This window comes from Bacteroides eggerthii, from assembly GCF_025146565.1.
Taxonomy (GTDB): Bacteria; Bacteroidota; Bacteroidia; order Bacteroidales; family Bacteroidaceae; genus Bacteroides; species Bacteroides eggerthii.
This window is the reverse complement of sequence record NZ_CP102258.1, coordinates 2,580,779-2,604,690: the sequence shown is the minus strand read 5'-3', so window position 1 is coordinate 2,604,690 and position 23,912 is coordinate 2,580,779. Positions and strand designations below refer to the sequence as shown.

General features: G+C 49.2%; 12 protein-coding genes. 5 read left to right on the top strand and 7 right to left on the bottom strand.

The genetic code is table 11. The features are described from left to right. Positions 1-35: 35 nt before the first annotated feature. The 3 genes from NQ546_RS10660 to NQ546_RS10650 all read right to left on the bottom strand — a co-directional run bounded on the left by NQ546_RS10660 (position 36) and on the right by NQ546_RS10650 (position 3,748). A complete protein-coding gene (locus NQ546_RS10660) occupies positions 36-1,496 on the bottom strand; it encodes an ATP-binding cassette domain-containing protein (RefSeq protein WP_004291153.1) in 1,461 nt (486 codons plus the stop codon). 61 nt (positions 1,497-1,557) lie between these two features. Beyond that, positions 1,558-2,448 (bottom strand): HlyD family secretion protein, encoded by an 891-nt coding sequence (locus NQ546_RS10655; protein ID WP_004291154.1) that lies wholly within the window; start codon positions 2,446-2,448, stop codon positions 1,558-1,560. 31 nt (positions 2,449-2,479) lie between these two features. Next, positions 2,480-3,748, bottom strand: a complete 1,269-nt coding sequence (locus NQ546_RS10650; RefSeq protein WP_004291155.1) for a TolC family protein — start codon at positions 3,746-3,748, stop codon at positions 2,480-2,482. Positions 3,749-3,916: 168 nt separating this feature from the next. On the opposite strand from NQ546_RS10650, the gene NQ546_RS10645 reads away from it, so the two are divergent. The 4 genes from NQ546_RS10645 (at position 3,917) to NQ546_RS10630 (ending at position 10,515) form a co-directional block, all read left to right on the top strand. Beyond that, positions 3,917-4,807 carry a helix-turn-helix domain-containing protein gene (locus tag NQ546_RS10645; RefSeq protein WP_039953389.1) on the top strand — a complete coding sequence of 297 codons (891 nt, stop codon included), beginning with the start codon at positions 3,917-3,919 and terminating at the stop codon, positions 4,805-4,807. 125 nt (positions 4,808-4,932) lie between these two features. Continuing rightward, positions 4,933-6,000 carry an efflux RND transporter periplasmic adaptor subunit gene (locus tag NQ546_RS10640; protein ID WP_004291157.1) on the top strand — a complete coding sequence of 356 codons (1,068 nt, stop codon included), beginning with the start codon at positions 4,933-4,935 and terminating at the stop codon, positions 5,998-6,000. A 28-nt stretch (positions 6,001-6,028) separates the two neighbouring features. Next, positions 6,029-9,154, top strand: a complete 3,126-nt coding sequence (locus NQ546_RS10635) for an efflux RND transporter permease subunit (protein WP_004291158.1) — start codon at positions 6,029-6,031, stop codon at positions 9,152-9,154. 2 nt (positions 9,155-9,156) lie between these two features. Further along, entirely contained in the window at positions 9,157-10,515 is a 1,359-nt protein-coding gene (locus tag NQ546_RS10630; RefSeq protein ID WP_004291159.1) for a TolC family protein, read from the top strand. Positions 10,516-10,530: 15 nt separating this feature from the next. On the opposite strand, the gene carB is transcribed toward NQ546_RS10630, so the two are convergent. From carB to glmS, 4 genes are all read right to left on the bottom strand, one after another. Further along, positions 10,531-13,836 (bottom strand): carbamoyl-phosphate synthase large subunit, encoded by a 3,306-nt coding sequence (carB, locus tag NQ546_RS10625; protein WP_004291160.1) that lies wholly within the window; start codon positions 13,834-13,836, stop codon positions 10,531-10,533. 43 nt (positions 13,837-13,879) lie between these two features. Continuing rightward, the gene (gene carA, locus NQ546_RS10620) at positions 13,880-15,040 is read right to left on the bottom strand and encodes a glutamine-hydrolyzing carbamoyl-phosphate synthase small subunit (protein WP_004291161.1); all 1,161 of its coding nucleotides are present in this window, start codon (positions 15,038-15,040) and stop codon (positions 13,880-13,882) included. Between the two features lie 117 nt (positions 15,041-15,157). Continuing rightward, positions 15,158-17,041: an amidophosphoribosyltransferase gene (locus NQ546_RS10615; protein ID WP_004291162.1), complete on the bottom strand. Its 1,884-nt coding sequence runs from the start codon at positions 17,039-17,041 to the stop codon at positions 15,158-15,160. A gap of 80 nt (positions 17,042-17,121) precedes the next feature. Further along, a complete protein-coding gene (glmS, locus tag NQ546_RS10610) occupies positions 17,122-18,966 on the bottom strand; it encodes a glutamine--fructose-6-phosphate transaminase (isomerizing) (protein WP_004291163.1) in 1,845 nt (614 codons plus the stop codon). Positions 18,967-19,330: 364 nt separating this feature from the next. Here glmS and gltB point away from each other — a divergent pair, with 364 nt between their 5' ends. Next, entirely contained in the window at positions 19,331-23,884 is a 4,554-nt protein-coding gene (gene gltB, locus NQ546_RS10605) for a glutamate synthase large subunit (RefSeq protein WP_004291165.1), read from the top strand. The last annotated feature ends 28 nt before the right edge of the window (positions 23,885-23,912 follow it).

Here is a 23,912-nt window from a genome sequence, read left to right as displayed (position 1 = left end):
ATATCGCAATCTGTTTTTAAGTCTTATATCTAATATCAATCCGCCGTCCTTACAGCCTCACGAGCCAGCTGTTGGAAAACATCATCCATTGTCTCAACTCCGAACTGTCGTTTCAGCCTGTCGGGCGTGTCGAGCGCACGAATCACTCCATCCACCATGATAGATATACGGTCGCAATACTCCGCCTCATCCATAAAATGGGTAGTGACAAAAACGGTGATACCTTGATCGGCAGCCTGATAGATCAGTTCCCAAAACTGGCGGCGAGTAGCAGGATCAACTCCTCCCGTCGGCTCATCCAGAAACACAATCTTAGGATGATGAAAAATGGACACAGAGAAAGCAAGCTTCTGTTTCCATCCCAACGGCAGATTTTTCACCAATGTATCACGTTCTTTTTCCAATCCTAAACGTAGCAACAACTCGTCTGTTCTGGGAGCAATCTCCGGTTCGGGAATTCCGTATATACCGGCAAAAAGGCGAATATTCTCCCATACTTTGAGATCTTCGTATAATGAAAACTTCTGACTCATATAGCCGATATTCCTCTTCACATCCTCGGACCGGGTGGCGACATTGAAACCGGCTACCCTGGCTTTGCCCTCGGTGGGATGACTCAATCCGGTGAGCATGCGCATGGCAGTGGTCTTACCGGCTCCGTTAGCACCCAAAAAACCAAAGATTTCACCTTGACGCACTTTAAAAGAAATATGGTCGACAGCTGTAAAACTGCCAAAACGTTTCGTCAATCCGTCTACTTCAATTACGTAGCTCTCACAATTATCCGCTTTTTCGTGCAAAAGTCCCGCAGGACAAAGGATGTCTGCAAACTGTTTCAGAATACGGTCGGGAGTATCAATACCACGTATCCTCCCTTCATTGATGAAAGCGATACGGTCGCACTGACGTGCCTCGTCAATAATTGGAGTAGACGCGATAATGGTAATGCCCTGTTCCCTGAGACGGCGAAGCATTTCCCAAAACTCCTTACGCGAGACAGGGTCTACACCGGTAGTCGGTTCATCCAGAAAAAGAACATCCGGTTTATGGATAAGCGCGCAACTAAGAGCAAGTTTCTGCTTCATACCACCGGACAAAGCCCCCGCACGACGATTGCGAAAAGGTTCTATCTGCCGGTAGATGTCGCGTACCAAATCATAATTTTCCTCAATGGTGGTATGGAAAACCGTAGCAAAGAAATTCAGGTTTTCTTCTACCGTCAGATCCTGATAGAGCGAGAACCGTCCGGGCATATATCCTACCCGCTCGCGAATAGCTTTATAGTCCTTCGCCGTATCCAGTCCGCAAACCGTAGCTGTGCCTTCATCGGCAAGCAGCAAAGTGGTGAGAATACGGAACAGGGATGTCTTCCCCGCACCGTCAGGACCGATGATGCCGAAAAGCTCACCCGGCTCGACAGACAATGAAACACCTTGCAAGGCTTCCACCCGGCCGTAACGTTTAAATACATTATTGACAGTTACTGCAGAACTCATACTGTTATTGAATTTTAATTATAAACGGTGACTTACCCCAACGCCGGCTGCATAGCATCAATCACTTGAACTCTACTCCTCCATACATTCCTATTTTCAGCATGCCGTCATTCTTCACAGCCACTTTAACAGCATATACCAGATTGGCGCGTTCATCCTTCGTTAGAATGGTTTTCGGAGTAAACTCGGAACTGTCCGAAATCCAAGTGACAACGCCCGGATATTCTTTCCGGACCTCCTTGCCGTAGTCCGAATAGACCGTTACTTTCTGTCCCAGCTTCACCTCGGACAGCTGTTCGGAAGTGATATAGGCACGCAGATAAACTTGCTCCATATCGGCAACCTTGAATAGCGGGGTTCCCGGCGCCGCCAGTTCTCCCGCTTCCGCATATTTGGCAAGGACAGTTCCCGTCAGAGGGGAAGCAATATGACATTTCTTTAGTTGGTCCTGAATCTGTGCCACCTGAACGCCTACCGATGAACTTTGCCACGTCAGGCTCTGGTCACTGTTCTGCAAGGTGGAGTTCTGAGCTGCGAGTTGTTTGCGAAGTACCTCAAGCAGCGATTCGGCGTCATCCAACTGTTTTTGATTGGCCGCACCCACACGAAGCAGATTGTACACGCGGTCACGTTCGCGTTGTGCCTGAACAATCTGTTCTTTAGTGGCCGCCACCTGTTTCAGAATATCAGGGCGCTGCCCTTCCACAGATTTGACATTCGCCTCCAACTGAAGCTTTTTGAGATAAAGCTGAACAGTATCAATGACACCGACTTCCTGTCCGGCCCTCAATGTTGTACCTTCTTCCACATCCAAAGTGAGTATCTTTCCGGTGGCTTCGGCAGAGACTATCACATCGGTAGCTTCAAAAGTTCCCGTAGCGTCATATTTCGGGATGCCGCTGCCACAAGCTGTAAAAAAAAGCAGAACCGGAAATAATTTAAACGATTTCATATTATATGGTTTTATTGTTATTAGAAAATTCTTAATTATTCAATGTATATTTCAGTTGCCAGATGTTCATCAGCAGTTGCACTTCATGCAACGCCTTGGTTTGACGCGCCAAATTCTCATTGGTTATTTCACGAAGCATATCGGTAACAGTCAGCGTCCCGTTTTCCACCTTAGCCTCAGCTGCACGACGGATATTTTCACGCAAACGGATGATTTCATCATCATCTGCCATTTTCCTGCGCATGGATATTACATCTGCATCCTGCTGTGTAGCCTGCAAGCGGGTATTGAAAAGGAATACATCTCTACCTGTTTCTATCTGCCGGCGGCTATTGTCTATCCTGCGGCGGTCGTTCTTTAAAGTATACAGGCTACCAAAGTTCCATGACATACGTACACCTGCCATATAGAACGCATTAAATTCATCTTTCAGCATATTCAATCCCGGATTGCCATAAGCGCCCTGTACAAACAGTCCGAAACGAGGCATCAGTCTTACATTCAACATAGCTTCCTGCACTCTTAGCTGTTCTCCTTGCGCATCGAAGAGGCGCAGTTCCGGACGATTATTTATTCCGGTTCCCATACCGTTCGAATCTTCCGGAACAGGCTTCTGTAAAATGGTCCCGGCAGGAATTTCCTTTCCAATAAAAGCAGAAAGCATATTTATGTATGCCTGGCGTGATGTCTCCAATTCGATACGGCGTTGTTTGGTATTGAGTTGCTCCACGCTGACGGCATCCAAATCGCTTTGAGTAGCTATACCGTTTATTATATAGTTTGACACCTGCTTATGTGTTCTTCCCAAATCATCCTGCAAGAGTTGATTCTGCTTCAGTTGTTCGTCCAGCAGCAATATACCGAAGAATAGCTGGTTGATACGGTCGTTCAAGGCATACATATCTACATGCTGCTTTTCCATATCTACATCCGATGCCGCACGTGTAAGGCGTTTCCGGTTACGGATATCCCCACCGTCCCAAATGGTCTGTTGCAGTTCGAGCATCACCTGATACTGGTCTTTTGGAGCAGTCTTTATATTGACTCCCGGTATCTCGACAGGCAGTTCGGTTATATCACTTTGATAGGTAGCCTTACCCGACAGGGAAAACTGGGGCAAATATCCCTTTCCGGCATTAGACAGATCATATTCGCGTGCCTTTTCTATCAATCCATACTGACGTACTAACGGATAATTCGCCTGCGCCCCGCGCTGACATTCATCCAAGGTAAGCTGGGCATGCGCCCATGTAGCTGCAAGCAGGAAAACTAAAGAGAAAATCGCTTGTTTCATATTCATATCTGTTTCTTATTTATTTTAGCCAATGCAAAGATAGAAGCATAACTTAGTATGCTCACAACCTATTTGTCCGCAAAGATGTTCTAATAGTACGGCTTTTTAATGAAAAAAGGAAAATATATGGATGCTTTATTATCTTTGCCACTGAATTATTCACTATTTATAGATATGGAAAAGAACAAACCTATAAACGTTGCACTAGATGATATACGTTACAAACCGGAAATCATCAATAATCTTGAATACCGATTTATAAACGATGATTTGGGTATGGTTATAAGTTTTATACAAATGGGAAGTAAATTATTCCAGATCAGGCAACCCTATCGTGCCAAAGAAGGACGGATAATTCGTGTTTTGCAAGGAACAGGACGAATTTCCATCAATCTTATCGAGTATGAGATATCTGCCCGTAAGATTATCATAATCCCCGACAATTCTTTGATAGAAATGCTGGAAATCAGTTCTGATTATGATTTTCAGGTCATAATGCCTGCTTACAATTTCCTGCCTGCCATGCCAAATTTTATTTTGTCGGAAACTTACACAAGAAACGGTATCATACTGTCACTTAATGAGGAAGAATGGACCCAAACAGAGCTGTTCTTTATTTTGCTATGGAAGATACTTCATTCTTCACCTTATCGTCGTGAAACCGTACAACATCTCATTGTATCCCTACTTTGTAACCTCAAATATATTCACGAGCAAACACATACCACCTCTTCCCTGCGCCTTTCACGTCAGGAAGAAATATTCCGCCGTTTCATAGCCCTTGTAAACGAATATAGTAAGCAAGAACGTTCCGTCAACTTCTATGCCGACAAGCTATGCCTGACCTCTCATTATCTGAGCACCATTATACGTGAGGCAAGCGGACAGACAGTAATGCAATGGATCAACCAATCCGTTATTCTTGAAGCAAAAGTACTACTGAAGCACAGTAATCTGCTAATCTTCCAAATATCGGATGAATTGAACTTTCCCAATCCGTCTTTCTTCTCGAAATTCTTCAAGAGAATGACGGGAATGACGCCTGCCGAATATCAGAAAACATAATAAACCGGAAATAGTCTGTTTTTCCTTATCAGGATGTCATAAACAGAACAGTTTATAATGCTTATAAACCTTTTCTATATAGCGGTTACTGAGTAATTTTGTCACAAATTAATATACCTTAGATTATGAAACGAATTTATTGGATTTTAGCAAGCATTTCCTTATGTTCACTTACATCCTGCAACGGCAGCACACAAGATGCCAAAGGATGCCAAACAGTAAAAATAGATACGGTTATTTCCGCCAGCGGGCAGAGTTATTTGCAATATCCCGGAAAAGTGAAGGCGGCACAGGACATCAGTCTCGCCTTCAGAGTCAGCGGAACCATACAGAAAATATATGTAAAGGATGGCGCCCGCGTACAAGCCGGACAGTTGCTTGCCGAACTGGACCCTACGGACTACCAAGTGCAACTGGATGCCACCGAAGCCGAATACAAGCAGATAAAAGCAGAGGCAGAACGTGTGATGGCTCTATATAAAGATAACGGGACTACCCCCAGCGCCAACGACAAAGCAGTGTACGGACTGAAACAAATCACCGCCAAATATCAGCATCATAAAGACCAGCTGGGATACACCCGGCTTTACGCACCTTTCAGCGGTTATATACAAAAACGACTGTTCGAAGCGCACGAAACGATAGGTGCCGGAATGCCTGTCCTGTCTATGATCAGCAGTGGCGCACCGGAAGTAGAGATAAACCTGCCGGCAGCCGAATATATCCGTCGGGAACAGTTCGACCAATATTACTGTACTTTCGACATTTATCCGGAGCAGACCTATCTGTTGAAGTTAATCAGCGTAACTCCCAAAGCCAATGCCAACCAGCTGTACACCATGCGCCTGCAACTGCTTGCAGACAAACACCCCATCCCCTCGCCGGGCATGAATACAATGGTTACCATTCGTTGCGATAGTGACAGTCCCCGCAATCTGTCTGTACCCGGTAATGCCATTCTGCAAAAAAACGGCAAAGCCTGCGTTTTTGTATATAATCCGTCCGACAATAAAGTAAGCAGTCGCGAAGTAACCGTAGTACGCCTGATGAGCGACGGACGCAGTATCATCACATCCGATGGGCTGAAACCCGGAGACCTGATTGTTTCGGCAGGAATACACTACATAGAGAACGGAGAAATCGTAAAACCGCTGCCAGTTGCCAGCGAGACAAATATCGGCGGATTATTATAACATGAATGTACACTAAAATATCAGTAATATGGATATAAGTAAATGGGCATTTAAGAACCGTAACCTGGTCTACTTCCTGGTAATGGTCCTGCTTATCGGCGGAATTCTCTCCTGCTACCAGATGAGCAAACTGGAGGACCCGGAAATAAAAGTAAAGCTCGCCATGGTGGTCACCACCTACCCGGGAGCATCCGCCCACCAAGTGGAACTGGAAGTGACGGATGTATTGGAAAAGAGCATCCGCAGCATGGGAAACATAGACAATGTAGAAAGCTACTCTTACAATGACCTTTCCTTGATACAGATAGAGCTGACCACCATCACCCCGGATGAAGAAGTGGAACAATGCTGGGATATGCTGCGACGCAAAGTAAGCGACGCCTGCGCCTTACTCCCCGACGGGGCAAGCACCCCGATTGTCAAAGATGATTTCGGCAACGTATACGGAATGTTCTATGCACTGACAGGCGACGGACTATCCGATCGTGAACTGTCCGACTACGCCGAGCTCATCAAACGGGAAATCAGCGATATGGAAGATGTAGACCGGGTGGAATTGTATGGCAAACGTCCCGAATGTATCAATATCTCCCTGCTGCAGGACCGCATGGCAAACCTTGGCGTGAAGCCTGCCGAAGTTCTCGCTACACTGAACGGCCAAAACAAAACCACATACAGCGGCTACTATGACAATGGAGACAACCGTATCCGCGTGACCGTCAGCGATAAATTCAAGACTGTGAAAGACATCGGCAATATGCTGATACAAGGGCATGACGACGACCAGCTCCGTATGCGCGACATAGCCCGGATAGAGAAAGGATATGAAGAGCCCACCCGTAACGAACTGTTCTTCGACAGCGAACGGGCCCAGGGAGTTCTTATCGCAGCTTCCGGCAAATCGGATATTGTGAAAGTCGGCGCCGCCGTAGAAAAAAAACTGGCGCAACTGAAAGAAAGCCGTCTGCCCGCAGGTGTAGAGTGCCACAAAGTATTCTACCAACCGGAACGCGTAGGAGCTTCTTTGGGCACTTTCGTAATTAACCTGATTGAGTCCGTCATCATCGTCGTAGTCATCCTGATGCTGGCTATGGGCTTCAAAAGCGGAGTCATAATCGGGATTAGCCTGATTGTCACCGTATTCGGTTCGTTCCTATTCCTGCAAACGGCAGGAGGAACCATGCAACGCGTATCGCTCGCCGCATTCGTACTTGCAATGGGGATGCTGGTAGACAACGCCATCGTCATCGTAGACGGAATACTGGTGGATCTGAAAGCGGGAAAGAACCGCATGGAAGCCATGACAGCCATTGGCCGCCAAACAGCAATGCCTCTGTTGGGAGCCACCCTGATAGCTATTATCGCTTTTCTGCCCATTTTCATGTCACCGGACACAGCAGGCGTCTATACCCGCGACCTTTTCATTGTGTTGGCAGTCTCTCTACTGTTGAGCTGGGTGTTGGCATTGACCCATGTTCCCCTAATGGCCGACCGCAGGCTGCACCCCGCAATCGAAGTCAGCACTACCGGAAAACGCGAGTACAAAGGCCGTACATACGCACTCTTGCGCACTGCCCTGTATTTCGGTTTGGCACACCGTTGGAGTTTTGTTCTGGCAATGATTACTTTGTTAGGGCTTTCCATTTTCGGCTACGGATATATGCGCCAGGGGTTCTTCCCGGACATGGTATATGACCAGCTTTATATGGAATACAAGCTACCCGAAGGCAATAACTCCACCCGCGTGGCACAAGATCTGAAAGAGATAGAAACCTATCTGAAAACACGTAAGGAGATTACTCACGTCACCACTTCGATAGGTGGTACGCCGGGGCGTTACAACCTCGTGCGCAGCATCGCCAACCCTTCCCTCTCATATGGCGAGCTGATTATCGACTTCACTTCACCGGACGACCTTGTAGACAATATGGATGAAATACAAAACTACCTGGCACAGCGTTACCCCGATGCCTACGTGAAACTGAAGCGTTACAACCTGATGTTCAAGAAATATCCCATTGAAGCACAGTTTATGGGACCCGATCCGGCCATACTGCATCAGTTGGCCGACAGTGCGCGGAACATTATGGAGAATACTCCGGAAGTATGCCTCATCACCACCGACTGGGAACCGCAGATACCCGTACTTTCCATAGAATACGACCAAGCAGCCGCCCGCGCTCTCGGCCTCAGCCGCAGTGATGTCAGCATGTCTCTCCTTTCCGCCAACGGCGGCATACCTATCGGTTCTTTCTATGAAGGCATACACCGCGACAATATCTACCTGAGATGCCTGGATGAGAAAGGGCAACCGATAGAAAACCTGGGCAACACGCAAGTGTTCTCCACCCTTCCTTCATTGAACGGACTGATGAACGAGGAGAACATCGTGAAACTCAAAGCCGGTACTTTGAGCAAAGAGGAACTGGTGGAAAGCCTTATGGGAAGCACTCCGCTGAAACAAATCAGTAAGAGTATCGATATCCGTTGGGAAGATCCTGTAGTACCCCGTTACAACGGGCAACGCAGCCAGCGTGTGCAATGCTCTCCCGCTCCCGGCATAGAAACGGAGAAGGCGCGGCAAGCCATTGCCCGGAAGATAGAACAGATAGAGCTACCCGACGGCTACACCCTTCATTGGCAAGGGGAAAAGAATGCAAGCGACCAGTCTATGAAGTACCTGTTCAAGAACTTCCCGCTGGCCATCATATTAATGATTGCCATCCTCATTATGTTGTTCAAGGATTATCGTAAACCCGCTGTCATCTTCTGTTGTCTCCCTATGATTCTTGTAGGAGTAGTGGCAGTAATGCTGCTTACGGGCAAAACATTCAACTTCGTGGCAATTGTAGGCACATTGGGACTGATAGGCATGCTCATCAAAAACGGCATTGTGCTAATGGATGAAATAACCCTTCAACTTAATCAGGGAATAGAGCCGGTTACGGCATTGGTCGATAGCGCCCAAAGCCGCTTACGCCCTGTAACCATGGCAGCGCTGACTACCATTCTGGGCATGATACCGCTGCTGCCCGATGCCATGTTCGGTTCTCTGGCGGCATCCATTATGGGCGGACTGACATTCGGAACACTGATAACGCTCTTGTTCATCCCTATCCTATACGCATTATTCTTTCACATTAAAAACGAGTAACAATGAAAAAGAAAATAATTATCCTCACCGCACTGCTTTTCTCTGCCGGTATCTCTGCCCAAGAGACACTGACACTGGAGCAATGCAGGGAAATGGCTTTGAAATACAATAAAGAAATGGCGGCTTCGGCCAAACAGACGGAAAGCGCACGCTACACCGCAAGGAGTTACAAAGGGAACTTCTTGCCAAACTTCACCCTCAGCGGAACAGGTATTTACAGTACGGCAGACGGCAGTTTAGGCATAGCCGGCGGCAATCTGCCAACTTTCCTGCCCGATGCTACGGGACAGTTTCTGCCCAACAACGGATTCGCTTACTTCCCAGGAGTAGACATGAACTATAAAATAGGCATGGTGTATATGGGTGGCATACAAGTGGAACAACCTCTTTATATGGGCGGCAAAATTCGTGCCGCTTATAAGATGTCTTTATTGGGCAAAGAAATGGCACAGCTGAGCGAAACGCTGACGGCATCGGAGGTCATTGTGAAAACCGACCAAGCCTATGCACAGGTCATCAAGGCCAAAGAGATGAAGAAAGTGGCGGACAAGTACAACGCAGTGCTCGTTGAATTGAAGAAAAATGTAGAAAGCGCCTACAAGCATGGACTAAAGCCTCAAAATGACGTCCTGAAAGTACAAGTAAAACTGAATGAGAGTGAACTCAACATCCGTAAGGCCGACAATGCACTCCGTCTGGCAACCATGAACCTCTGCCACTACATCGGAAAATCCCTGACGTCGGACATACGCACTGCTGACAATTTTCCTGAAGTGGCACAGGACATCCGGCTACAAATATCAGATATCTCCGCCCGTCCCGAATATGCCATACTGAACCAGCAGGTGGCCATCGCCAAGCAACAGGTAAAGCTGAACCGCAGTGAGCTGTTGCCCCAAATCGGTGTAAAAGGTTCGTACGACTATATTCATGGATTGGAAATCAACGATCAGGACCTATTCAATAAAGGCAGCTTCTCCGTCCTCCTAAATGTAAGCGTACCTCTTTTCCATTTCGGCGAACGCACCAACAAAGTGCGTGCAGCCAAAGCCAAACTGGAACAGACCCGTCTTGAACAGGAAAACATGAACGAACAGATGCTACTGGAACTGACACAGGCTGCCAACAACCTCGATGAAGCCCAACTGGAAAGCACCATCGCCGAACGCTCCCTGCAACAAGCCGAGGAAAACATGCGGGTAAGCCGCAGCCAATATGATGTGGGATTGGAAACCCTGTCCGACCATCTGGAAGCACAGGCCTTGTGGCAGCAGGCATACGAAACTCACGTAGATGCCCGCTTCCGACTGTACCTGAATTACGTGGCTTATCTAAAGGCAACGGGGACTTTACTAAAATAAAAGTTATGAGCACTTTTATCTATACTCTTCCCATGACTTAATGGCCAAATCGTCCGGAGTCATCGTGCAGAACGCATTGATAAAGGCACTTGCCAGCCGCGCATTCGTAATCAACGGGATGTTGAGGTCGATAGCTGCCCGGCGTATCTTATAGCCGTTGTCCAACTCGCCTGCGGTGAGGTTCTTCGGAATGTTCACCACCATATCAATCTCTTTTTTATGCAGCATATCGAGTGCCTGCGGCTGCATATCAGGTTCGCTCGGCCAGTAGACGCAGGTGTTCTCCACGCCATTCTCCGTAAGGAACTTACTTGATCCGCCGGTTGCAAACAACTTATACCCTTTCTTCTGAAGCATGCGAGCAGCGGAAAGCATGTCCACTTTCTGCTTCGGTGTACCGGTAGAAAGCAAGATGTTCTTCTGCGGAATACGGTAACCGACGGAAAGCATCGCCTTCAGAATGGCACAGGAAGTATCACTGCCTATGCACCCCACTTCACCCGTAGACGCCATATCCACTCCCAGCACAGGATCTGCCTTTTGCAGACGGTTGAAAGAGAACTGCGAAGCCTTGATTCCTACATAGTCGAGATCGAAAAGGTTCTTGTCCGGCTTCTGTACAGGAATTCCGAGCATCACCTTTGTGGCCAGTTCGATAAAGTTGATTTTAAGGACCTTGCTGACAAACGGGAACGAACGGCTGGCACGCAGATTACATTCGATGACCTTGATGTCGTTGTCCTTGGCAAGGTACTGGATGTTGAACGGACCGGAGATGTTCAGCTCGCGGGCAATCTCGCGACTGATGCGCTTGATGCGGCGTACCGTCTCCACATAGAGCTTCTGCGGCGGGAACTGGATTGTAGCGTCACCGGAATGTACACCGGCAAATTCAATATGCTCGCTGATGGCATACGCTACGATTTCACCGTTCTGTGCTACGGCATCCATTTCTACCTCCTTGGCATGTTCTATGAACTGGCTTACCACTACCGGATGCTTCTTGGATACGTTTGCCGCCAGTTGCAGGAAGCGTTCCAGTTCTTCCTGATTGGAACAGACGTTCATAGCCGCACCGGAAAGCACATAACTGGGACGAACCAGCACCGGAAATCCTACCTTCCCGACAAAATCATTGATGTCCTCCAACGAGGTAAGCGCACGCCATTCGGGTTGGTCCACACCGATACGGTCCAGCATAGCCGAGAACTTATCGCGGTCCTCGGCATTATCAATGCTCTTGGCACTCGTTCCAAGGATAGGCACATTCTGCGCGTCAAGGCGCAAGGCAAGGTTATTTGGAATCTGGCCGCCTGTAGACACGATTACGCCATGCGGATTTTCCAGTTCGAGAATGTCCATGACACGCTCGAAGGTGAGTTCGTCGAAATAGAGACGGTCGCACATGTCATAATCCGTAGATACGGTTTCGGGGTTGTAGTTAATCATGACGCTGCGATAACCTTCCTTGCGGATGGTGTTCAACGCCTGCACACCGCACCAGTCGAACTCTACCGAGGAGCCGATGCGGTATGCCCCCGAACCGAGTACAACGATAGATTTGCGGTCGCCCAGATAATGCACATCATTGGCAATGCCGCTGTATGTCAGATACAGATAATTGGTTCGGGCGGGATACTCGGCGGCGAGTGTATCTATTTGTTTCACTACGGGCAGCACCCCCATGCTCTTGCGCAACGCACGTATGGTAAGTATGCCGTCCTCGCTATCCATATAGCGTTCCAAACCAAGAGCGCGGGCTATCTGCAAATCGGAGAAGCCTTGTATCTTGGCTCTGCGCAACAATTCTTGCGCTGCCTTGTCATTCCGAACGAAGCGGATGATCTCTTCCCCTTGAACTTTCAAAGGAACGGATTCTTCGCTGCACTCCGAACCACAGACGGTTTCTGAATACTCGTGCAGCTCCTTACTGGTATTCATAATGTTCATCAGCTTCTCCAAGAACCAACGGTCTATCTTTGTCAGCTCATGTACCTGGTCTACGGTATATCCGGCACGAAAGGCTTTGGAGATGACAAAGATACGTTTATCCGTAGGCTCACGAAGTGCTTTGTCAATATCGGAGATGACAAGTTCCTTATTCTCCACAAAGCCATGCATCCCCTGTCCTATCATGCGCAGCCCTTTCTGAATGGCTTCCTCAAAGGTACGTCCGATAGCCATAACCTCTCCGACAGACTTCATGCTTGATCCCAACTCTTTGTCTACGCCATGGAACTTGCCCAAATCCCAACGGGGAATTTTACAGACTACGTAATCCAGGGCAGGTTCGAAGAAAGCGCTGGTGGTTTTGGTTACGGAGTTTTTCAAATCGAAAAGCCCATAGCCCAATCCGAGTTTTGCTGCAACAAAAGCCAGTGGATAACCCGTTGCTTTAGAGGCAAGTGCAGACGATCGGCTCAAGCGGGCGTTTACCTCGATGACACGATAATCTTCACTTTCCGGGTCGTAGGCATACTGCACATTGCACTCGCCCACAATACCGATGTGACGGATGATTCGGATGGCAAGTTCACGCAGTTTGTGATAGTCCGTATTACTTAATGTCTGCGACGGAGCAATGACAATGGACTCCCCTGTGTGAATGCCCAGCGGATCGAAGTTCTCCATATTGCAGACGGTGATGCAGTTGTCGAAGCGGTCGCGTACAACCTCGTACTCCACTTCTTTCCAGCCGCGCAATGACTTCTCCACCAATACTTGCGGAGAGAAAGAGAAAGCCTTTTCTACCAGAACATTCAGCTCTTCTTCGTTGTCGCAAAAGCCCGATCCCAGTCCGCCCAATGCATAGGCCGCACGTACAATGACCGGATAGCCCAACTCCGCAGCGGCACGACGGGCGTCTGCCGCATTTTCCACCGCCTCGCTTTTAATGGTCTGCACATTGATTTCATTCAGCTTCTGCACGAATATCTCACGATCCTCCGTATCTATGATGGCCTGTACGGGAGTGCCGAGCACCCTCACGCCGTACTTTTCAAAGATGCCTTCCTTGTAAAGCTCCACGCCACAGTTCAATGCCGTTTGTCCGCCAAAAGCAAGCATAATGCCGTCCGGGCGTTCTTTCTCAATGACTTTCTCCACAAAGTAAGGGGTTACGGGCAGGAAATATATCTGGTCGGCAACGCCTTCCGAAGTCTGTACCGTAGCTATGTTCGGGTTGATAAGGACGGTATGGATACCTTCTTCTTTCAACGCCTTGAGGGCCTGCGAACCGGAGTAGTCAAACTCTCCCGCCTCACCGATTTTCAGTGCGCCGGAGCCAAGCAGCAGGACTTTCTTTATATTGTTTTCTTTCATTTGTCTATCTGTTTATTGAAATGAGTGATAATAATAGAACTCCTTACTTCAGCAACTTCACAAACTCGTCAAACAAGAATTCCGTATCCGTCGGTCCGCTGGCTGCTTCAGGGTGAAACTGTGCAGAGAACCAAGGATTGTGCTTGTGACGGATGCCTTCGTTAGATCCATCGTTCATATTGATGAAAAGCGGTTCCCAATCCTCCGTCAGCGTATTGTTGTTCACTGCATATCCATGATTCTGCGAGGTAATGAAACAACGTTCCGTCCCTACCATGCGCACAGGCTGGTTATGGCTGCGGTGTCCGTATTTCAGTTTGTATATTTTAGCTCCTCCGGCTTTGGAAAGCAGCTGATTGCCCATGCAGATGCCGAAGATAGGGAGCTTCTCATTCTTCATCGCCTTACGGATGTTCTGAACGGCAGCATCACAGGTGTCGGGATCGCCGGGACCATTGGAGATAAACAGTCCGTCGAACTCCAGCCCGTTGAAATCATAGTTCCAGGGAACGCGGATGACTTCCACCCCCCGTCGCAACAAACAGCGGATGATGTTGGCCTTCACACCGCAATCCACAAGGACAACCTTCTTTAATGAAGAATGAGGAATGAGGAATGAAGAATGGGCTGAGCTACGGGTGGAAGTGCCGTCAGGAAGGTAATGTATGATTTCCTTGCAACTCACGCGATCCACGTAGTTTACGCCTTCGTACACCGCTGTCGGCAATTCTTCATCTACCTTTCCTGATTCTTCATTTTTCCCGTCTGATTCTTTATCAAACTCGATTCTCCCCAACATCACTCCATGCTCTCGCAGCACTTTTGTCAGTTCTCGGGTGTCGATACCCGTAATACCGGGCACTTGCTCACGCTTGAGCCAGTCGCCAAGACTTTCCGCGGAATTCCAATGGCTGTAATTTTCGGAATAATCACTTACGATAATGGCTTCGGCATGGATACGCTCGCTTTCCATGAATGTGGGCAATCCGTTCGGTTCAACAGTGAAAGGCGGTACACCATAGTTGCCCACCAACGGATAGGTGAGCGTCAGCAACTGTCCGGCGTACGAAGGGTCGGTCAGGCTTTCAGGATAGCCCGACATGGCTGTGTTAAAGACCACCTCTCCCGCCACCGGCTTTTCATAGCCAAACGACTTACCGCAAAAGCGGCTCCCGTCGTCGAGGAGTAATGTTACATTTCTCATATTTACTACTTGTAAGTGGTTAGCGATTAGTGATTGGCGTTTATCAATTTGAATCGATTGTATTCAGGCATGTATCGCTTTCTAATAAGCATTTCATTAATCACTAACCACTAATCACTAAAATTGATATACTTGTTCTATATAATTAATAAACGCAGTATTCAGCAGTTTCACGCCGCCCGGCGTAGGATAATCACCGCTGAAGTACCAATCGCCCCGGTGCTGCGGACAGGCCTCATGTAAGCCTTCAAGAGGCTGATACACAATCTGCACTTTTGCTCTCGTACCTTTCGGGGTGAGGAGTTCCACCATTTTGGCGGAAATTTCCTCATCGGTAAAGGGGGCATAGATTTCCTTCACGTAATTCACCATCTGCTCTTTGGGCAACCCCACCTGCTCTTTGGACTTGCGGTAAGCCGACTCAATGACATCCCGCATTTCACGTTCTTTCAGCAGCTCAATGGCGGCTTTGAAAGCTATGAACTCACTCATCTTCGCCATGTCAATTCCATAGTAGTCGGGATAGCGCACCTGCGGTGAAGAGCTCACAATCACTATCTTCTTCGGATTGAGACGATCGAGGATACCGATGATACTTTGCTTCAAAGTAGTGCCGCGCACAATGCTGTCGTCTATGATAACCAGACTGTCCACGCCGGGTACAAGACTGCCGTAAGTGATGTCGTACACATGGGCGGCAAGATCATTACGACTGTTACCTTCAGCAATGAAAGTACGCAGTTTGATATCCTTGATAGCCACCTTTTCACTTCGTATGCGACGGGATAAGATACGTTCCAGCTCATCATGGCTGGGATTATGTCCTAAGGCTGCAATCTGCCGGACTTTCTCCTCGTTGAGATAGTTATCCAGTCCCTGCAACATTCCGTAGAAAGCCACTTCCGCTGTATTCGGTATAAAGGAAAAGACAGTGTGGTCTATATCCTTATCAATGGCTTTCAGGATGTTAGGCACTAACTTCTCACCTAATAGTTTACGTTCCTTATAAATGTCGATATCACTGCCGCGGCTGAAATAGATACGCTCGAAAGAACAAGGCTTCACCTCGCGCGGCTTATTGATCTGTACCGTACGAATCTTTCCGAGTTTGTTGATAAGTATGGCCTGCCCCGGTTGCAGTTCCTTGATGCTGCCGGCGGAAACATTGAGTGCGGTCTGTATTACAGGACGTTCGCTGGCAAGTACGGCTATTTCATCATCCTGATACCAGAATGCGGGACGAATACCCCATGGGTCGCGGACGGCAAATGTCTCACCGCTTCCGGTAAGTCCGCACATCACGTAACCTCCGTCCCACTCTTTGCTTGAAGTACGCAATACATTGGCAAGGTCAATGTGGTCTTCTATATAATGCGTAATGCCCATGCCGGCAAGTCCTTCGGCTTCGGCAAGGTTGAAGAGACGTTCCACTTCGCGGTCGAGCCGGTGGCCTACCTGCTCCAGCATGATGTAGGTGTCGGCATACTTGCGCGGGTGCTGGCCGATAGCGGTAATGCGTGCAAAAATCTCATCCACGTTCGTCATGTTGAAATTACCGCAAAGGGCAAGGTTCTTGGCGCGCCAGTTGTTTCTCCTAAGAAACGGATGCACGTACGAGATGCCCGACTTGCCCGTAGTGGAGTAACGCAAATGCCCCATATATACTTCTCCCGCAAAAGGCAACACACGCTTTGCATAACCGGCATCGTGCAGTTGCTCTTTTGTCAGGTCCTTAAAGTTGCTTTGCACCGCATCGAAAATCTCGGTAATGGCTCCCGAACCCAGCGCCCGCTCGCGGAACATATATTCCTCACCGGGATTCGCTTCCAGCTTTACGCAAGCCAGTCCCGCTCCTTCCTGACCCCGGTTGTGCTGTTTTTCCATGAGAAGATAGAGCTTATTCAGCCCGTACATCCACGTACCGTACTTCTCTTCATAATACTCCAGCGGTTTCAGCAGTCGTATCATGGCAACGCCACATTCATGCTTCAGTTGTTCCATATGTATATTTACTAATGAGTAATTATTCCCTTAAAAAAACACATTATTTATCTTTTTAAAACGCATCAGCCGTTTTGTCCTCATTCTACCGTTACCGATTTGGCAAGGTTACGCGGCTGATCCACGTCCATACCTTTACATACGGCTATGTGATAGGCGAGCAACTGCAAAGGAACCGCAGTTATCAACGGATCAAGGCACTCCATTGTTCCGGGAAGTTCGATACAAGTATCGGCAATCTTACTGATAACCTCATCTCCCTTTGTGACAATGGCTATCACTCTGCCTTTACGCGCCTTGATTTCCTGTATGTTGCTCAGCACTTTTTCGTACAGCCCGTTTTGTGTGGCAATGACTACCACAGGCATCTCCGCATCTATCAGTGCAATAGGCCCATGCTTCATTTCGGCAGCAGGATAGCCTTCCGCATGGATATACGAAATTTCCTTCAACTTCAGCGCCCCTTCCAATGCTACGGGATAGCTGTAACCGCGTCCCAGATAGATAAAGTTGCGTGCATAGGTGAAGATTTTAGAAAGCTCCGCTATGCTGTCATTCAACTTCAGCACCTCTTTCATCTTCTCCGGAATCTGTCCGAGTTCCCTGACTATGGCGAGGTATTGCTCCTCATCGACAGTATGCTTCTCGCGTGCCAATGCCAGCGCCAGCATGGTGAGCACAGTCACCTGTCCCGTAAAGGCTTTCGTAGACGCCACACCGATTTCCGGACCTACGTGAATGTAAGAACCTGTATGCGTAGCACGCGGAATGCTCGAACCCACAGCGTTGCATATACCATATATAAATGCGCCGCGACTCTTGGCCAATTCTACGGCAGCCAGCGTGTCGGCCGTCTCACCGCTCTGTGAAATGGCAATCACCACATCACTGCCGTCAATCACCGGATCACGATAACGGAACTCCGAAGCATATTCCACTTCTACCGGAATACGGCAGAAACTTTCTATCAGATGTTTGCCTATGAGCGCAGCATGCCATGACGTACCGCAAGCTACAATTACAAAGCGTTTGGCCGCAAGCAGGCGTTCCTTATAATCGATAATGGCGGAAAGCACTACGTTAGTGCCTTCCAGATTGATGCGTCCGCGCATACAGTCGTAGATGCAACCGGGCTGCTCGAAGATTTCCTTCAGCATGAAATGCGGATACCCGCCTTTTTCCAACTGGCCGAGGTTGAGCGCCACCGTCTTTACTTCGTGCGGACACTCCACATTCTCCAGATTCACCACTTTCAGTTTCTCGCCGCGACGGATAACGGCTATCTCCCCATCCTCCAGATAGACCACCTTGTCCGTATATTCCACAATGGGGGTGGCATCGGATGCCAAGAAGAACTCATCCCGGCCGATACCTACTACCAACGGGCTGCTTTTGCGTGCAGCTATAATCTCGTCCGGATTCTCCCGATCGAGCACAGCAATGGCATACGCACCGATCACTTCCTGCAGAGCCAGTTGTACGGCAGTCAGCAAGTCAATGCGATTCGTAACCTGAATGTATTCGATGAGTTGTATCAGCACCTCGGTATCGGTACTACTTTTAAATGTATAGCCTTTGGCCTGAAGTTTATCTTTGAGGACGGTGTAATTTTCAATGATGCCGTTGTGGATGAGAGCGAGCCTTTCGGAAGAGGAATAATGAGGATGGGCGTTAATGGAACAAGGTTCCCCATGTGTAGCCCAGCGTGTATGTGCAATGCCAATGTTACCGGAAATATCTTTTTGAGTGACGAAAGTTTCCAAATCCGAGACCTTTCCTTTCGTCTTATAGACGTTCAGTTGCCGGTCGTCACTGATTAATGCTACCCCTGCACTATCATATCCGCGATACTCCAACCGCTTCAAGCCTTTGATAAGAATGGGGTAGGCTTTTCTTTGACCTATATAGCCTACTATTCCACACATAATATATCAGTATTTGATTTACGCTGCAAATATATATATTCTTTAGAACATAAAGTTCATCTTTTCCCGATTTATTTACTAAAAGGATAGAAAAATATTATTTCCTTATCAAAAAGACAATGAAAATAATATTTTAAAAGCAAAAGGTTCAATTTACAATCCTAAATCAAACGAATAGAATCTCATTTAAGATTAGAAGAAAACAAGGGGTATTTTCTATCAGATTATAACTTCATCCTCCTATGCAAGTATTTAGCAGGGTAAGAAGCTAAGCATATCTGTATCAAATTGAAATTAAATATCTATTTTTGCCAATCATTTTGTCACATCAACAAATATCATACAAAACTAAAGCAAACCAAAAATGAAGAAAGAAGAGCATTTTAACACCAGCAAAAAAAGGAAACCTGCACAACGACAGCCCATGCAATTGGGCTTGTACGATGCCGCCAACGAGCACGATGCTTGCGGTGTGGGGATGTTGGTAAACATTCATGGCGGTAAATCCCACGAACTGGTTGAAGCCGCATTGAAAGTTTTGGAGAATATGCGTCACCGCGGAGCGGAAGGTGCCGACAACAAGACCGGAGACGGTGCAGGCATCATGCTGCAAATACCGCACGAGTTCATCCTGCTGCAAGGCATCCCTGTTCCTGAAAAAGGGAAGTATGGAACGGGATTGCTTTTTCTTCCGAAAGATGAAAAAGACCGGGCAGCCATCCTGAGCATCATCATTGAAGAAATAGAGAAAGAAGGGCTGACACTGATGCACCTGCGCAATGTTCCTACCTGTCCGGAGATACTGGGTGAAGCCGCACTTGCCAACGAACCCGACATCAAGCAAATCTTCATCACCGGTTTCACAGACAGCGAAACTGCCGACCGCCGCCTTTATATAATAAGGAAAAGAATAGAAAACAGAATACGCCAATCGGATATAGCCTCACGCGGGGACTTCTACATCGTATCGTTGTCTACAAAGAACATCGTCTACAAAGGTATGCTCTCATCGCTGCAGCTGCGTAACTACTTCCCCGACCTGACCAACAGTTACTTCACCAGCGGACTGGCCCTTGTACATTCCCGTTTCAGCACCAACACTTTCCCTACGTGGGGACTGGCACAGCCCTTCCGCCTTCTGGCGCACAACGGCGAAATCAACACCATACGTGGCAACCGCAGTTGGATGGAAGCGCGTGAGAGCGTCCTGTCCTCTCCTGCCCTGGGCGACATCAAAGAGTTGCGCCCTATCATCCAGCCGAACATGAGCGACAGCGCTTCGCTGGACAACGTACTGGAATTCCTTGTCATGTCCGGGCTCAGCCTTCCGCATGCCATGGCGATGCTTGTGCCGGAATCCTTCAACGAGAAGAACCCTATCAGCGAGGAGCTCAAGGCTTTCTACGAATACCACTCCATCCTTATGGAGCCCTGGGACGGACCTGCCGCACTGCTCTTCAGCGACGGACGCTATGCAGGCGGCATGCTCGACCGCAACGGACTGCGCCCCGCCCGCTACCTCATTACACGCAACGACATCATGGTAGTGGCCAGCGAAGTGGGTGTAATGGATTTTGAACCGGATGATATCAAAGAGAAAGGCCGCCTGCAACCCGGAAAGATACTTCTGATAGACACAGAGAAAGGAGAGATATACTATGACGGGGAGCTGAAAAAGCAACTTGCCGAGGCAAAGCCCTACCGCACATGGCTCGCCAATAACCGCATCGAACTGAATGAACTGAAAAGCGGCCGCAAAGTGCCCCACAGCGTGGACAACTACAACAGTATGCTACGCACGTTCGGCTTCTCCAAAGAAGACATCGAGAAGATCATTCTGCCCATGGCATCCAACGGAGCCGAACCCGTCAGCGCAATGGGCAACGACACCCCGCTTGCCATACTTTCCGACAGACCGCAACTGCTCTACAACTACTTCCGCCAACAGTTTGCACAGGTCACTAACCCGCCCATCGATCCTATTCGTGAAGAGTTGGTGATGTCTCTCACAGAGTATATCGGCGCAGTGGGCATGAACATACTGACTCCCAACGAAAGCCATTGCAAAATGGTGCGGCTGCCCCACCCTATCCTGACAAATACACAATTGGATATTCTCTGCAACATCCGTTACAAGGGTTTCAAGACCGTAAAGCTGCCGATGCTGTTTGAAGCAGCCAAAGGACGCGCCGGATTGCAGGAAGCGCTTGCCCGTCTGTGCAAGGAGGCCGAAGAGTCCGTCACCGAAGGCGTGAACTACATTGTACTGACCGACCGCAACGTAGACGCCACGCACGCCGCCATACCTGCATTGCTTGCCGTATCGGCAGTGCACCACCATCTCATCTCGGTGGGAAAACGCGTGCAGACCGCATTGGTGGTGGAAAGCGGCGAGATACGCGAAGTGATGCACGCCGCACTGCTTCTTGGTTTCGGTGCAAGCGCACTGAACCCCTACATGGCATTTGCCGTACTCAACGAGCTGGTTAGCAAGAAGGAGATACAGTTGGACTATGCCACAGCCGAGAAAAACTACATCAAAGCCATTTGCAAAGGCCTGTTCAAGATTATGAGCAAAATGGGCATCAGCACAATCCGTTCCTACCGGGGCGCAAAGATATTCGAAGCTGTCGGACTGAGCGAAGAGCTGAGCAACGCTTACTTCGGCGGGCTGAAGTCGACTATCGGCGGTATCCGTCTGGATGAGGTGGCACGCGATGCCGTTATATTCCACGATGAGGGAGAAGCGATAAAGAATGAAGAAGCGCGGGCAGAGGGGCAGGAAACTCCCCTATTGCCGAACAAAGGGCTGTACGCATACCGCAAGGACGGTGAAAAGCACGCTTGGAATCCGGAGACCATCAGCACGCTGCAAATAGCCACCCGCCTGGGCAGTTACAAGAAATTCAAAGAGTTCACCCGGCTGGTCGATGAAAAAGAAAAGCCTATCTTCCTGCGCGACTTCTTTGACTTCCGCCGCAACCCGATTTCCATAGACAAAGTGGAGCCGGTGGAAAACATACTGAAACGTTTCGTTACGGGCGCCATGTCTTTCGGCGCTATCAGTCAGGAAGCGCATGAAGCAATGGCAGTTGCCATGAACAGGCTGCATGGGCGAAGCAATACGGGCGAAGGCGGTGAAGACTCCGCACGCTTCGGAACGGATATGCGCAGCGCCATTAAGCAGGTGGCATCCGGACGTTTCGGAGTCACTACGGAATATCTGGTGAATTCCGACGAGATACAGATAAAAGTGGCACAAGGCGCCAAGCCGGGTGAGGGCGGCCAGTTGCCGGGCTTCAAGGTGGACCGGATAATTGCCCGCACACGACATTCCATTCCGGGGATTTCATTGATTTCTCCTCCGCCCCACCACGACATCTATTCCATTGAGGACCTGGCACAACTCATCTTCGACCTGAAGAACGTCAACCCGAAAGCCAAGATCAGCGTGAAGCTGGTGGCCGAAAGCGGTGTGGGGACTATCGCCGCAGGCGTAGCGAAAGCCAAAGCCGACCTCATTGTCATCTCCGGTGCCGAAGGCGGCACAGGCGCATCGCCCGCCAGCTCTATCCGCTATGCCGGCATATCGCCCGAACTCGGACTGAGCGAGACACAACAGACGCTGGTGCTGAACGGGCTGCGCGGACAAGTGGTGTTGCAAGTGGACGGTCAACTGAAAACCGGACGCGACATAGTGCTCATGGCCATGCTCGGTGCAGAAGAATACGGTTTCGCCACCGCCGCCCTCATCGTACTGGGATGCGTGATGATGCGCAAATGCAACCAGAACACCTGCCCCGTAGGTGTAGCTACCCAGAACCCGGAGTTGCGCAGGCGTTTCACCGGCCGCAGCGAATACCTTGTGAATTACTTCACTTTCCTTGCCCGCGAAGTACGTGAATACCTGGCCGAAATAGGCGTGGAGAAAATGGACGACATCATCGGGCGTACCGACCTCATCATCCGCAAGCCGGACGACGGCATCAGGAAGCACCAGCTGATCAACTTCGACAAAGTGCTGGCGCGTGTGGACAACGAAGCGGCCCTCCGCCACGTCACCGACCAGCAACATGGCATAGAGCACGTGAAAGATGTGGAAATGCTGCATGCCGCCGCCGATGCCGTAAACGAACAGAAAGAAGTCTCGCTGGAATATACCATCGCCAACACCGACCGCGCCTGTGGCGCTATGCTTTCCGGCGCCATTGCCGCCAAGTATGGTGCAAAAGGCTTGCCCGAACATACGCTGAACGTCAAGTTCAAAGGTTCTGCCGGACAGAGTTTCGGAGCCTTCCTCGTGCCTGGCGTCAATTTCAAGCTGGAAGGTGAAGCCAACGACTACTTGGGCAAAGGACTGAGTGGTGGGCGCATCGCCGTTCTCCCTCCTGTGCGCAGCAACTTCGAGGCAGAGAAGAACACAATTGCCGGAAACACCCTCCTCTACGGCGCAACCGGTGGCGAAGTATATATCAACGGACGCGCAGGCGAACGCTTTGCCGTCCGCAACTCCGGGGCGACAGCCGTTGTAGAGGGCGTGGGCGACCACTGCTGCGAGTATATGACCGGCGGACGCGTGGTAGTGCTCGGACAGACAGGGCGCAACTTTGCGGCCGGCATGTCGGGCGGTGTGGCATACGTCTGGAACAAGGACGGTAACTTCGACTACTTCTGCAACATGGAGATGGTGGAACTGAGCCTCATCGAGGAAGCCTCATATCGCAAAGAGCTGCACGAACTTATCCGCCAACACTATCTCTACACAGGTTCCAAACTGGCACGCATCCTTCTCGACGACTGGATGCACTACGTAGACCAGTTCATCCAGGTAGTGCCTATCGAATACAAAAAGGTGCTGCAGGAGGAACAGATGAAGAAGCTGCAACAGAAGATTGCGGATATGCAGAGAGACTACTAAAGCAAAAAAAGGAGAATCATTTCTTAGT